The organism is Desulfotalea psychrophila LSv54 (assembly GCF_000025945.1).
GTDB lineage: Bacteria > Desulfobacterota > Desulfobulbia > Desulfobulbales > Desulfocapsaceae > Desulfotalea > Desulfotalea psychrophila.
On the sequence record NC_006138.1, the window covers coordinates 2,157,501 to 2,172,120 of the forward strand.

Sequence of the window (14,620 nt, forward strand, 5' to 3'; positions counted from 1 at the left end):
CAACTCTTATCAAACTCCGAATGCCGTTAAGTTCAAATGTGGGAGTCAGACTACGGGAGATAAGTTCCGTGGTCGAGAGGGAAAGAGCCCAGACCGTCAGCTAAGGTCCCTAAACTACGCTAAGTGGGAAAGGATGTGGAATTGTACATACAACCAGGAGGTTGGCTTAGAAGCAGCAACCCTTTAAAGAAAGCGTAATAGCTCACTGGTCTAATGATACCGCGCCGAAAATTTAACGGGGCTAAGCGTAGTACCGAAGCTACGGATTGAATATAATTCAATGGTAGGAGAACATTGTGGCCGCCTGAGAAGGTACACCGGAAGGAGTGCTGGAGGTTCCACAAGAGCTTATGTTGACACGAGTAGCGAAAATGAGGGCGAGAAACCCTCACGCCGAAAGCCTAAGGTTTCCTGTAGTCAAGTTAATCTGCTCAGGGTTAGTCGGTCCCTAAGGCGAGGCCGAGAGGCGTAGTCGATGGGAAATAGGTTAATATTCCTATACCAGTATCATAATGTTATGGTAAGGGGGGACGGAGAAGGTAAGACCATCCGGGCGCTGGTTGTCCCGGTTTAAGCATGTAGGCGGAGGACTTTGGCAAATCCGGGTCCTTGTTAACGCTGAGGTGTGATGACGATGCCCTTTGGGCAATAAAGTGGTTGGTTCCATGCTTCCAGGAAAAGCCTCGTATCTAGTTATGATATTGACCGTACCGTAAACCGACACAGGTAGGCAGGTAGAGAATACCAAGGCGCTTGAGAGAACTCTGGTTAAGGAACTCGGCAAAATAGCACCGTAACTTCGGGAGAAGGTGTGCCAGCAAGGTATAGTTATTTACTAACGAAGCCTAGTCTGGTTGCAGTGAAATGGGGGGAGCGACTGTTTACTAAAAACACAGGACTCTGCGAAGTTGAAAGACGAAGTATAGGGTCTGACGCCTGCCCGGTGCCGGAAGGTTAAGGGGACTTGTTAGCGTAAGCGAAGCAATGAACCGAAGCCCCGGTAAACGGCGGCCGTAACTATAACGGTCCTAAGGTAGCGAAATTCCTTGTCGGGTAAGTTCCGACCTGCACGAATGGCGTAACGATTTCCCCACTGTCTCAACCAGAGACTCAGCGAAACTGTAGTACCGGTGAAGATGCCGGTTACCCGCAACAAGACAGAAAGACCCCGTGAACCTTTACTATAGCTTGGCATTGGTTTTAGAGGTAACATGTGTAGGATAGGTGGGAGGCTTTGAAGCATGCACGCTAGTGTGTGTGGAGCTAACCTTGAAATACCACCCTTGTTATCTTTGAAATCTAACCGCGATCCGTTACCCGGATCCGGGACATTGTCTGGTGGGTAGTTTGACTGGGGCGGTCGCCTCCTAAAGAGTAACGGAGGCGCGCGATGGTTCCCTCAGGCTGATTGGAAACCAGCCGTAGAGTGTAAAGGCATAAGGGAGCTTGACTGCGAGACAGACATGTCGAGCAGGTACGAAAGTAGGTCTTAGTGATCCGGCGATTCCGCATGGAAGGGTCGTCGCTCAACGGATAAAAGGTACTCCGGGGATAACAGGCTTATCTCCCCCAAGAGTCCATATCGACGGGGAGGTTTGGCACCTCGATGTCGGCTCATCACATCCTGGGGCTGAAGCAGGTCCCAAGGGTTTGGCTGTTCGCCAATTAAAGTGGTACGCGAGCTGGGTTTAAAACGTCGTGAGACAGTTTGGTCCTTATCTGTTGCGGGCGCAGGAAATTTGAGGAGATCTTCCCCTAGTACGAGAGGACCGGGGTGGACGAACCTATGGTGTACCAGTTGTTCCGCCAGGAGCATCGCTGGGTAGCTAAGTTCGGAAGGGATAACCGCTGAAAGCATCTAAGCGGGAAGCCTACTCCAAGATTAGATTTCCCATGATTTAAAATCATCTGAAGGCTCGTTGTAGACCACAACGTTGATAGGTCGGGTGTGGAAGAGTGGTAACACTTGGAGCTAACCGATACTAATAAGCCGTGCGGCTTATCCATATCCTTGATTATGCTATTAAGAAACTAACTGAATACTCTATATTTAATTAAGAACGCCGAATTTTTTCGGTGGCCATAGCGAAGAGGCTCCACCCGTTCCCATTCCGAACACGGAAGTTAAGCTCTTCAGCGCCGATGGTACTGCATGGGAGACTGTGTGGGAGAGTAGGTCGCCGCCGAATTTTATATATAAAGCCCAAGCTATTAATTTAGTTTGGGCTTTTTTTTGCCCTCAGGGATGAGGGTACGCAAGCGATGCCATGGATGGCAGAGAGCTGTGATCTTAATTTTCCCTACCCGCTAATTTAATTATCTGTACAGTACTCCTATTTTTATAGATTGTATGCCGCGGTGGCAGGGATGCCAAAGAGCGGCGACACCCTTTTCCCCACCAAGACTTTCCCCAAAAGCACCTCCCGCAAACCTACCAAACTTTCCCTTTTCTTCTTCCTTTCCCAACAGCAGAAAAGCATTTACCATTGCTACCGAGGACACGGAGAAAGAACAGCAGTGAAGCGGAGCGGAATGGCGGGTACGAGATGTTAGATGGCTAGCAGTGAAACGGCGGATGCCAGAAAAAGCAGAGCTACTGACCTTCCACTCGTCAGCCAGGTCTCCCTACAGCTCTTAATTTATTTTGCAAACAGGTTCACAGGTTTTATGGGCTGTGTGGCAAGCAGCATTTTCTTAGAAAAGCACAGCCTAACCTCTCCCTCGCCAACAGCAGGTAAAAGATACGAGATAGCGAGATGCTAGATACGAGAAAGTGCATAAAAGCCTAACGAAAAGAACCATTTGGAGTTGCCGTAGGATGGGCAACAGTGACGCGGATCGGAATGGTGGCAGTGAAGCGGAGCGAAATGGCGAAGCGGGAGCGTTGCCCATCACAGCTTGCCCTTCACAAAATATTTTCCTTTGACGTTTCAATACCCCGAACAAAATCGAGACGGTTTTTGTTGCCAATCGGGTTTTGAAATTGTCTCGTTCCGAACACGATGCGAAACAGGAGTTTACGCTTACCCGGAGTCTACGCTTACCCGGAGTCTACGCTTACCTGGAGTCTACCTTTGGTCGCTTTGACGGAGTCTCGTTGCACTTGCTTTGACGAAGTCTCCCTTTGGTCGCTTTGACGGAGTCTCCCGTTGGTCGCTTACCTTTTTACGCCGATGGTACTGCATGGGGGGGGCGAAGAGTAGGTCGCCGCCGAATTATATCCAAAGCCCCAAGTTGATTAATTTCAGCTTGGTTTTTTTTTGCCCTCAGGGATGAGGGGACGCAAGCGATGCCATGGATGGCAGAGAGCTGTGATCTTAATTTTCCCTACCCGCTAATTTAATTATCTGTACAGTGCTACTCTTTTTATAGATTGTATGCCGCGGTGGTAGGGATGCCAAAGAGCGGCGATGTCCTTTCCCAAACAAGCACACCTCCACCCAACCTCCCCTAAATAAGCGCACCCCCTCTCATTCTCCCCCTCGTCAAGGTGGAGAGGCGTTCTAAGCACCTGCCAGCTCTAGCACATTCTCGATTTCCTAAAAATAAAATAATTTGAGCTATCGTAGGATGGGCAGCAGTGAAGCGTAGCGGAATGGCGGCAGTGAAGCGTAGCGGAATGGCGGCAGTGAAACGGCGAAGCGGAGCGTGCCCATCACAGCCTGCCCTTTACCACATGCCCTCTTGTGCTTTTGACGCGCTCATGCCCCTGACATTTCTTCTTTTGTCCGATATCCTACCAACAGGAGATGAACATTTTTTTGGTGTATGGTTTCCTTATCCGAAGAACTCAAAAATATCTAGAGTAGTGTCGGGATAGATCTGGATCGCTTTAAGGGTCGCGACACTTGGTAATTTCCTATGCTCAGACCTTTCATAATCGATAAACAGGGCATTATCAGAAATATCGAAGTATATCATGATTATATTCAACGACTTCATCCAACAGAAATAATAGCAATTTTATAATCGTTATAATAATAACCCTATCGAGATAGTTTACCCATGAAAAAAGTCCTTATTAATTTTGCCCACCCGGCTAGAGCACGTTCAAAAATCAACAGCGCTCTTCGTGCTGCTGTTGAGGATCTTGAAGGTGTTACCTTTAATGATCTTTATGCAACTTATCCTGATTTTTTAATCGATGTAAAGAGGGAACAGCGACTCTGTGAAGAGCACGATATTCTTATTTTTCAGCATCCATTTTATTGGTATTCAACTCCGGCAATTATGAAGGAATGGCTTGACGTGGTGTTAGAGAATGGCTGGGCCTATGGCTCACAGGGAAAAGCACTCAAGGGGAAGATATTCCTGCAGGCTATTACAGCAGGCGGTGACAACAACACCTATCAAAAGGGTGCTTATAACCAATTCACCATTCGAGAACTTATCTCACCTTATCTTGCTATGGCAAAGCTCTGCAAAATGGAGTGGCTTCCTCCATTTGTTGTGCTTGGTATTCATAGAGGGACGCCTGATGAAAAAATTCAGGCTTATGCAGAAGAATACCGTCGTACTGTTATAGCTTTACGAGACGGCACCCTGGACATTGTGCAAGCCAGGCAAGGTCAATATATCAACAGCGACCTCAACTCGATAACCAGGAGGCAATAAATTGGAACATTTCCTACTTCAGCTCTTTATTTTCCTAGCTGCAGCTTCTATTGCCGTTCCTATCGCAAAGAAACTCGGCTTAGGCTCAGTACTTGGATATCTTATAGCGGGCATCATCATCGGTCCTTTCGGCCTCTCTCTTATAGGTGACATTGAAGAGGTGATGCATTTTACTGAGTTCGGTGTAGTCATGATGCTTTTTCTGGTCGGCCTTGAACTTAAACCCTCACTACTCTGGCAGATGCGTATTCCTATATTAGGAATGGGAGGTGCACAGGTTGTACTGTCAAGTCTTGCCATCGGTGGCGTAGCGCTATTTTTTCTGCCATGGCAGCAGGCAGTAGCTATCGGTCTTATTCTTTCCCTCTCCTCTACAGCTATAGTTTTGCAAACATTACGGGAGAAGGGGCTGATGAATACCTCTCCTGGAAAATCTATCTTTTCGGTACTTTTATTTCAGGACCTGGCAGTCATCCCTATGCTTGCCGCTCTACCGCTTCTGGCAACAGTCACCATCCATGATAATAAGCACCATGCTTCAGCGCTTTTTAACATTAATTTACTGCCGGGATATCTGCAAATTTCGGCTACGCTACTTGCAATTCTATCTATTTTCTTTCTTGGTAAATTTGCCAGCAGGCCAATATTCAGGACCATTGCAGCTACGCGAGTTCGAGAAGTTTTTGTTGCCGCCGCTCTCGCCCTTGTTGTTGGCATCTCCTTACTTATGACAGTAGTTGGCCTCTCTCCAGCCCTTGGAACCTTCCTCGCCGGTGTTGTCCTGGCAGACAGCGAATACCGACATGAACTTGAAAGTGATTTAGAGCCATTTAAAGGACTATTGCTTGGAATATTTTTTATATCAATAGGTTCCAGTCTTAATTTCACCCTGATCGGGGAAAATATTCTTTTGATCGCCCTGCTTACAATCGGACTGATCAGTTTGAAATGGTTTGTGCTTGTTGGCACCGGTTTCATCTTCAAAATGGCCAAAAAGGAACGTTCATTCTTTGGTATTGCCTTAGCCCAGGGCGGTGAATTTGCCTTTGTTCTATTTCAATTTACCAAAATCAACGGTGTATTGCCCACTCAGACCATAGATCCCCTTATTTCTGCCGTTGCAATTTCAATGTTTCTTGCCCCCTTGCTTCTTCTCGCCCACGATAAATTTGTGTCAAGTAATCAGAGAGAAGAGGCCCAGCGTGACACAGATACGATTGACCATAGTGGTCAGAAGGTTATTCTGGCCGGTTTTGGTCGTCTTGGCACTGATCTTGGTCGTTTTCTTATTTCTGCTGGTGTTAAACCTGTCATTCTTGATCATGATGCGGCTAATGTGGATGTTCTTAGAAAGTTTGGTTTTGAGGTGTATTATGGAGACATTACCCGTTTGGATCTGCTTGAAGCAGCGGGAGCCGCTGAAGCGGAACTCTTGATAATCACCATAGGTGATATAAACAAATCTAGAAATTTGATCGAGTTGGTAGCAAAACACTACCCACATCTTAAAATAGCAGTCAATGCTTCAGATCGGTCCTCAGCTTACGAACTCATGGATCTCGGAATTACTCAAATAAGAAGGGAAACATTTGGCAGTGCTCTGGCTCTTGGTCAAGATTCCTTGGAAATGCTTGGCTTTGACCCCTATGATACACATAAACTAATGCGTATTTTTAAGAAGAATGATGAGGTGACAATGCCTGAATTATATAAAACACATCGTGAAGATCAGAACCAATATATATCTATGTATCAGAAACAGAATGAAGATCTTGAAGAGTTAATGACACTTGATCTGGACAACGACATGGAGGGATTCGACAAGGCCTGGACTAGCGGAAATCCGCAAGAGTATATTCCTTCCGCAGAGCAGAAAAAACAGCTATAGGCTATTAGCTGTCAGGAACAGCAACTACATTTACCACAGAGATACGGAGAACACAGAGAAAGAGTGAGGGAATGACGGCTACGAGAAAGAGCAAGGACAGCTATATATTAACTGTAGTAGAACTTGCCATTTCGCTAAGGCTTCACTGCTAGAGCTGTCTTTTCTCCTTCTGACCATTTTTTGCAGTAGCCTTGTTTTCTGAATTTTATCCCGTATGCTTAATGATATAAATTATATTCAGTTTCTGGAGAATAATTTATTAGGCAACTTCTTGAGAAGTGAAGTGAGGGTAGCATCCCTTTTTCTAAATCAAATTTTTCTTATGGAGAGACTTAAGCATGAGCGAATATGTCATCGGAGGATGGACTCAAAATTTGACAGTAGAACCACCGGTAACCTTTTCTTATAGTATATATGGAATGATCACCAACTTTATTGCCTTGACGTCAGGCACGCCGGATTACCCTGGCTGGAGTGTTGCTGCGACGCCTGCTCCCAAGGTGTCTGGCAAAGTGCTTTGGGCATATGGTGGGCTGGGCGGCACGCCGACGGGAACTCCCTTTAATCAAACTGATATTGAGGCGATTATTTCTGCCACAACATCTCAGGATTGGGCGGGAGTTGATGTTGATAACGAAAGCGAAATGAACATCGATAATGTAATTAATATGATGTCCAGTTTGAAAAAGAGCGACAGAGAGACCAGTTACACCTTTATTGCCGGTTGGGACTACAACCATCCTGAGTCTGAGCCGGGGGCAACGATAAATAGGGAGGTTAAGGCAATAGCGGATTCAGGTGCCTGTGATCGTTTCTGCCTCATGTGTTATGGCGATGCTATGTGGCCTTTGAGTGATATTACGGCAAACGTCGGTCCTGCAATTGACCGAACCATTGCCCATGCCGGAGACCCGAAAAAGGTGATTCTCGCCTTGACTCCTGCTGGCCTAAATTCCGAGAACCTTGCCTATTTTCTTGATCAGGTAACGAGTAAGGGTATTGGAGGACTTTTTATCTGGGAATTCTCAACACTTCAGGCAGCTGACCTGCAAACCATTCAGGATGCACTGGCTATTTCCTGATCTTCTTCCTCTAACAATTCCGCCTTCTCTCCCTGCCTGAACCACCAGGGAGGGTTTCTTACCTCAGGCAGGGTCTATACCACATTCCTATCCCATGTTCATAGTACCGTCCCAGGTATCTACCTTGGCCGTTGTCTTGGCCTTGGAGAACCAGGTACTTGTCACCGTTTTCTGTTCTGTATAAAAGCGGAAACCATCCTGGCCCATGGTGTGAAGATCACCATAGAATGATTTCTTCTGACCGGTGAAGCCAAAAATACCCACAGGCACAGGAATACCCACATTGATTCCCACCATACCGCCATCGGTCTGGGCCACAAAGTTTCTGGCATGAAAGCCACTCTCGGTATAAATTACCGAACCATTGGCATATGGATTGGCATTCATAAGGGCAATGCCCTCAGCAAAATCTTTTACCCGTTTTACTGAAAGAACGGGGCCAAAAATTTCTTCGCTGCCAATACTCATTTCAGGGGTCACATTGTCAAAGATGGTAGGCCCTATAAAATAGCCATTTTCGCATCCTGCAGCCACTACAGGTCTGCGACCATCAAGGACAAGATCAGCACCCTCTGTAATTCCCCTTGCAATCCAGTCAAGAATACTTTTTTTATGACCTGCATTGACTATTGGGCCCATCCCTGTTTCAGGAAGCCATGCCTTACCCATGGTCAGTTTTTTGGCGTGGTAGGTAATACGCTCAACCAGCTTATCGGCAATGCTTTCTTGAACAACGATGACAGGAAGAGCCATACAACGGGCACCTGCGCAGCCGCAGAAGGCATTGATGATTCCCTGGGCAGTACGCTCAAGGTTACAATCCTCAAGAACAAGAGCATGGTTTTTGGCGGCACAGAGGGCCTGAACGCGTTTACCGTTAGCAGTCGCTGTTTCATAGATATGCCGGCCCACAGTTGTCGAACCCACAAAAGAGACGCCCTTAATCTCTGGATGACGTAGTAAAATTTCAGCCTCGGTTCGGTTGGCTGTAACCAGATTGAGCACCCCAGGTGGAAGCCCTGCCTCCTGCCAAAGTTCCATAAGCCGCATAGCGGTACGGGGCACATAACTTGCGGCCTTTAAAACCATGGTGTTGCCTGTGACCATACAGATAGGTGCCATCCAACCATGGGGAATCATGGCAGGGAAATTCCACGGAACAATACCTGCAAAGACACCCAGAGGACGCATCTGTTGAACAGTATCATAACCATTACTCACATTAAAAAGAGAAGGCCCCTTCATAAGATGAGGCGCACCACAGGCAAATTCTATTACCTCATTTACCTTCAGGACATCGCCCATACTCTCTGCTCTGTTTTTGCCCTGCTCCCGACACAAGATATCGGTAAGCTCTTCGAGGTGTTGATCAACCAGCATCTTCATCCGAAAGAAAATCTGCACCCTCTTTCCCACAGGTGTTGCAGCCCATCCAGGATAGGCGGCAGCCGCTGAAGCAATGGCCTCTTCCACCTCTTCTGCCGTACAATGAGCAACCTGGGCCGTCACCTCACCTGTTGAAGGATTATAAAGATCGGCATAGGAAGTTGTTTTAGATCTGCGCCACTGATTATCCACCCAGTACTGTAATTTTTCTGCCATGGTCTCTCTCTCCTATAGGTATGATTTAAAAGTTTTCGAATAAATTTTCCGAGAAACATTCATAATAGCCTTATTGTTCTGTCAGGATCAGACAGGTTGGCCTCTTACTCCTTTTGCAGTGCTGAAGCCAAATAAGAGAAGACGGAAGGATCTTCCCCATTATCATTGATGGGTACAAGAGCTGCCTTTCTGCTCAAGCGCAGAAGGCCTGCCCCAACATCTTCAACATCTTCAAGCATTGCTATAGCCGCTCCAGCAGGATCACCTGCCTTCATGGCCCTATAAATTTTTTTATGGGCCATAATGACATTGCCGGCAAATTCGCGATCAACATTTATAATGGCCTTAATTTGAGAGAGCAGATCTTCCACAAAGCTGAGAGTAAAGGCGATGAGGGGGTTACCGGATGCCTTGCCTATCTCTTTATGAAAGAGAACCGCGTAATCATCTACCTCATTAAAATCACCTTTCTTAAAGGCCTTTTCACTGGCCATATTAAGCCCTTTAAGGCGGGCAAGAAGTTCTGCTGTTATATTCTCTGCTGCGGCCCTTGCCGCAAGAGGTTCCAGGGCAATACGCATTTCAGAGAGATGTTCCGGCGAGAGTTGCTGGAAGCAAAAGAAGTTAAAGAGGAGGTCATGGGCCATCTTTTCAGAAACCCGACAAATATAAACACCGCCTCCTGGCCCCTTCTTCCTTGTGACCAGACCCATATATTCCAGAGCATTAATGGTTTCCCGCAGGGTTTGTTTGCTTACTTCAAAAAGCTCGGAAAGATCTTTTTCAGAGCCAAGAAAAGTTCCCGGTTGAAGATCACCCTTTAAGATACCCCTGCGAATTTGCCGGATGATTTTATCCGTTGATTTTTCACTTTTTACTGAAGAAAGGCCATCAATCCCTGAACTCATCATTATCACCATCCTTATAAATCTGTTCTTTTTACACCACCTTATAGGTAGATAGTATAATAAGCCTAGCAGGCATATCAGCCACTGTCAATAATTTATCATAATATATTAATATTATGGTTTTGGGATTGGCCCAGGCAGAGAGAAAAGCAGCTGTCAGTTTTTAGCTATCAGTTGTCAGAAACTGCATTTACCACAGAGGACACAGAGGACACGGAGAAAGGAAAGTAAAAAAAGATGCGAGAAAAAACAGATGCTAGATACGAGATGGTGAGATACTAGAAAGAGCAAGGAAAAGATATTTACCACGGCTACAGAGGACACGGAGAAAAAACAGCAGTGAAGCGGAGCGGAATGGTGGGGGGAAGATACGAGATGCGAGATACTAGAAAGGGCCGGGGAAAGACATTTACCACAGAGATCACGGAGAGCACAGAGCGCACAGAGGATTGAGAAAAATAAGCTGTCAGAAAAGCACCTGTAGCGACCCCATCATTTTTTAAGGGAAATTCCAACAGTGACAAGTTGTTGAGGGAATATACGTTAGGCATAATTTGATATTGGCCATTGTTTTATGTGGTTAGCTGCTGTATACCTTGATGAATAGAAGTAGTTGATATTTCAGTGAAAACACCAATCACCACTGTTAGATTTTTGAGAGGAAATTTATGGAAAACTTAAAACAACTTTTGAGCTCGCAAAGTAGGCAAAATTGGCTTTTTGGGGCAGGTATAAGTTACGGTTCGAAAATACCCTTAATGTATCCTCTAACAGATCGTGTTGAGAAAATTGTTGAAGATATCGCAGGTGACGAGGAAAAAGCAATATTGGCATCATTAAAAGCAGATCTCAACGATGACTGCCATGTAGAGCATTATCTGAGTCATTTGGGAGACCTGCTGGCTATTGCCGAACGCTCCAAGGATAAGATTGCACATATTGGTGGAAATTGCTATTCGGTAGAACATCTCAATAAACTGTATTTAGAAATTATCAAAGCCATTGGTGGAATCGTCAGATATGGGTATGTTGCCGCAAATGCTGAGCGTGGTCTAGAGGAAGAAATTGGTACAGCTGAAGGACCTATTGTCGAAATAAAACCACATTATGAATTTGTTGAAGCACTATTGCTGAGCCAGTCTAACCTTGAGCGCCGTTCAAAAACAACATTCTTTACCACTAATTATGATACATTGCTCGAAGATGCTTTAGCTCTACATAAAAAGGCTGTATGTGATGGTTTTTCAGGTGGAGCGGTAGGTTTTTGGAATGCGGAAAAAGAGTTTTCTGATATCTCAATAGATTCTAACACCTACCAATTATATAAATTGCATGGATCAATAGATTGGCATCGAGATGAGAGTTTCGGTCTAGTACGTGCACGGTATGGGACAAAGTATTTGTCAAATCTTGCAAATATTATGATTTATCCTCAAGCGACAAAGTATGTAGAAACTCAAAAAGACCCCTTTGCCAATCTATTCATGGGATTAAGAAAGACCCTGATGAACAAGCAGCAAAATACACTACTTACTTGTGGTTACAGTTTCGGCGATGACCACATCAATGCCGAAATAGAAAGCGCATTGAAAAGTGAAGGGAACCAGACGACTGTTATCGCTTTTATTCAAGAGGCACCTAAGGATGGCATCGTAATCAATAAGACATTAGATGGTTGGTTGAACTGTCCTAAAATAGGTAAAAAGGTTTATGTAGCTGGTGAATCCGGTATTTATCATGCTTCGACAACGCCGTCAGCTGAAACTGATACATCCAAATATAATTGGTGGCGTTTTGATGTTCTGACTCAGTTTATTAAGACAGGGGAAGTATAATGAGTGATATTTTTCAGGTGAGACAGGAATTAAAGATTGGAAAAATCATCGAGGTGTCTGGCAATAATTTACGTATAGAAATTGATGATAGTCTTAACGAGTTAATACGTATAGTTGATGGTCAGGTTTATCCTGTAGGTCAAATGGGCAGTATTATTAAAGTTCATTTTGGTAGGAAACTATTGTTTGCTTTTGTTCGATCGCTTAAGATGAGATCAGAATTGATTGCTGATGACAATAATCAGCCAATTAATGCCGCAGATGATGCCCGTATTTTAGAAGCAGATTTGTTTGGCCAAGGAACGTGGTCTGCTAGTAATTTACGTCTAGAATTCTCCCGTGGTGTAGAAACCTACCCTTTACCTTTACAATGTGCTTATACTTGTCTTAACGATGAGTTGGAAGCAGTTTATAAAGCTGCAGAGTCAAACGCTCAAGATGAAGCCATTAGCCCAATGGTTCCAATTGGAAAATATATCGGGGGTAATAATGCTGTTTGCAGAGCAAATATAGATAAATTGTTTGGACATCATTTTGCAATTTTGGGTTCTACAGGATCTGGTAAATCAGCTACTGTTGCATCTATTTTACATTCTGTTTTAGACCACAGGCCTAATGATATCGTGCTAAAACCTAGAATTGTTATGATTGATCCTCATGGCGAATATGCTAGTGCTTTTGGTGGAAGAGCAAAAGTATATCGAGCATATAATGATTCATCTATTGCAAATAATGATGCAGAGATATTGAAATTACCCTATTGGCTTATGTCCAGTGATGAATTGAGATCTTTAATCATCGGGAAAACTGAGCACGAAGCCACATCTCAGAATAATATTGTCTATGAAGCAATTGCTTATTCTAGATTATTGGAAGCTAGTCTAATTCAAGATGTGGGCGCTGAACCAAATGGTGGATATGAAGCTGGTCGGGTTATTGGTATCACTGAAGAACAAGTTTTAAATTTTGATAGAGATAAGCCAGTTCCATTTAAATTAGCTCAGTTCGTAAAACACATAGATAAGGTACAAGGACGTAAGGCTGGGAAACAGGATAACTTGGCTGCATCTTCAGGTCGCGACAAAGTTGAAAACATACTTAAGAAACTTAAAGTCCTTCGTTCGAATCCTCAACTAAATTTCTTGTTGGAGGAATATGATGAGAATGCTTCCCCTAAATTACAGGAAATATTAGCACAGTTCGTAGGTGAAGCAGGCGGAAAAGACATACGTATAATTGACATTTCTGGTCTTCCAAATGAAGTTGCCGGTCCTTTAACAGCATTGATCTCACGCCTTTTGTTTCAATATAAGCTTTGGCAAACAAGAGAAGAGAGAGAAAAAGATCCTATGTTGTTTGTATGCGAAGAAGCCCATCGTTATGTGCCTAATCATGGTGAGGCTCAATATAAGGAGGCTCAAGATGCAATTCGACGTATTGCCAAGGAAGGTCGTAAATATGGATTGGGTTTAGGGCTAATATCTCAAAGGCCTTCTGATGTAGAAAGCACCGTTCTTTCACAGTGTAACTCTTGGATTGTTCTTAGATTGTCTAATTCTAGTGACCAAGAGCATGTATCAAAGTTCTTACCAGATAGTTTAAATGGTTTAACCAAAATGCTATCCGCTCTTACAAGGCGTGAAGCGATTTTTGTAGGTGAGGCAGCGGCACTTCCCAGTAGAATTCGGATTCGAAAATTATCGCCAGAGCAATTACCTGATTCTAACGATATAAAATTTGCCCAAGGCTGGTCTAATGATGCGATCAATGATGCCGATCTGAAGGCCATTGTAAATCGTTGGAGCAATACAGAAGATCATCAAGCGCAAGCAGATAGTTAATGACTGCCACCAAATATTAATACGTAAAACAATCTTTCGCTAACTTATTTACTGAAATAGGTGGCCTTGTTGCATAAATCATGAGGGAAGAAAATCATCTTCCCTCTACTCCATTCCATCTTAGCAAACAGCCTCTCGAACAGGCATTTCTAAAGCGCTAATCTTGTTCAAAGCTTTAATCACAACGGACTTACCTGCTTGACCGTTGATGATATCCTGTTCCTTTCAATTCACCTTAACTGTTTGGGCACGCCTGCTAACAGGTGTATCAAGAGCCCAGGGATCGATGACATCAGGTCAAAAATTGAATTTAGAAAACCTTCAGCAGCTCTGAGAAAAAGACCGTAAATGGTTCCATCAAACAAATCATGCATCATCAGTGTGCTTGTGGCTACGATCACGCTGTCCTGATGTACCAACTTTCAATCGCTTTCTTGTCCACCCAAAACGTCAACGCCGTTGCTTTAGCGCTCTGTTGTATTCAGGCCAATTTGTGCAACAAGGCCAAAATAGGTTAGAAAAACATTGATGGTTATCTCGAGATATTCGGTTTGAAAAATATTTAATAAATCATTGCACTGGGCCAAGCACTCGTCATGCTCTCAATTTACCGCAAAGTACGGTGCTAACACTCCACTGCTTCCTGTTGTTTCTGATAGCTGATAACTGACAGCTTAAAGCTACCCTCTCTCTCAGCTGTAGGCCCTGTTTTTTCTAGCATCTAGCATCTCGTATCTTTCCCTTGTCTCTTCAGTGGAATAGATGATATTATGGCCCTGTAAGGATGGACCTTGTATTCCACATTAAGTCTTAGATATGGTAATAAGAGGAGTTGGAAGGCTGACACCTG

At 44.4% G+C, this 14,620-nt stretch carries 7 protein-coding genes and 2 rRNA genes (1 of these 9 running past the window's edge); 7 read left to right on the plus strand and 2 right to left on the minus strand.

Annotated elements, in window-relative coordinates:
• From DP_RS09770 to DP_RS09795, 5 genes are all read left to right on the plus strand, one after another.
• Nucleotides 1–2,007: ribosomal RNA gene (locus DP_RS09770) — 23S ribosomal RNA — on the plus strand; it begins 909 nt to the left of the window's first position.
• Nucleotides 2,008–2,072: 65 nt separating this feature from the next.
• Nucleotides 2,073–2,189 (plus strand): 5S ribosomal RNA (rrf, locus tag DP_RS09775).
• A 1,816-nt stretch (nucleotides 2,190–4,005) separates the two neighbouring features.
• Entirely contained in the window at nucleotides 4,006–4,614 is a 609-nt protein-coding gene (locus tag DP_RS09785; RefSeq protein ID WP_011189153.1) for an NAD(P)H-dependent oxidoreductase, read from the plus strand.
• Nucleotide 4,615: 1 nt separating this feature from the next.
• Entirely contained in the window at nucleotides 4,616–6,502 is a 1,887-nt protein-coding gene (locus tag DP_RS09790) for a monovalent cation:proton antiporter-2 (CPA2) family protein (protein ID WP_011189154.1), read from the plus strand.
• 338 nt (nucleotides 6,503–6,840) lie between these two features.
• Complete coding sequence (locus DP_RS09795; protein WP_011189155.1) at nucleotides 6,841–7,584, plus strand: hypothetical protein; 744 nt, start codon at nucleotides 6,841–6,843, stop codon at nucleotides 7,582–7,584.
• An 87-nt stretch (nucleotides 7,585–7,671) separates the two neighbouring features.
• Here DP_RS09795 and DP_RS09800 read toward each other — a convergent pair whose 3' ends face one another.
• Together DP_RS09800 and DP_RS09805 are read right to left on the minus strand one after the other, a co-directional pair.
• Nucleotides 7,672–9,186 (minus strand): CoA-acylating methylmalonate-semialdehyde dehydrogenase, encoded by a 1,515-nt coding sequence (locus DP_RS09800; RefSeq protein WP_011189156.1) that lies wholly within the window; start codon nucleotides 9,184–9,186, stop codon nucleotides 7,672–7,674.
• A 104-nt stretch (nucleotides 9,187–9,290) separates the two neighbouring features.
• Entirely contained in the window at nucleotides 9,291–10,097 is an 807-nt protein-coding gene (locus DP_RS09805) for a FadR/GntR family transcriptional regulator (RefSeq protein WP_162096649.1), read from the minus strand.
• Between the two features lie 665 nt (nucleotides 10,098–10,762).
• Between DP_RS09805 and DP_RS09810 the strand changes: the two genes are divergently transcribed.
• Both DP_RS09810 and DP_RS09815 read left to right on the plus strand, forming a co-directional pair.
• The gene (locus DP_RS09810) at nucleotides 10,763–11,929 is read left to right on the plus strand and encodes an SIR2 family NAD-dependent protein deacylase (RefSeq protein WP_011189159.1); all 1,167 of its coding nucleotides are present in this window, start codon (nucleotides 10,763–10,765) and stop codon (nucleotides 11,927–11,929) included.
• Nucleotides 11,929–13,770: an ATP-binding protein gene (locus DP_RS09815; protein WP_011189160.1), complete on the plus strand. Its 1,842-nt coding sequence runs from the start codon at nucleotides 11,929–11,931 to the stop codon at nucleotides 13,768–13,770. Before DP_RS09810 ends, DP_RS09815 begins: the two co-directional genes overlap by 1 nt.
• Nucleotides 13,771–14,620 lie beyond the last annotated feature (850 nt).

Excerpts from the sequence above, each read along its gene's own strand:
- DP_RS09810 (WP_011189159.1), top strand. The coding sequence starts at position 10,763 with ATGGAAAACTTAAAACAACTTTTGAGCTCGCAAAGTAGGCAAAATTGG.
- DP_RS09785 (WP_011189153.1), top strand. The coding sequence starts at position 4,006 with ATGAAAAAAGTCCTTATTAATTTTGCCCACCCGGCTAGAGCACGTTCA.
- DP_RS09805 (WP_162096649.1), bottom strand. The coding sequence starts at position 10,097 with ATGATGAGTTCAGGGATTGATGGCCTTTCTTCAGTAAAAAGTGAAAAA.
- DP_RS09815 (WP_011189160.1), top strand. The coding sequence starts at position 11,929 with ATGAGTGATATTTTTCAGGTGAGACAGGAATTAAAGATTGGAAAAATC.
- DP_RS09795 (WP_011189155.1), top strand. The coding sequence starts at position 6,841 with ATGAGCGAATATGTCATCGGAGGATGGACTCAAAATTTGACAGTAGAA.
- DP_RS09800 (WP_011189156.1), bottom strand. The coding sequence starts at position 9,186 with ATGGCAGAAAAATTACAGTACTGGGTGGATAATCAGTGGCGCAGATCT.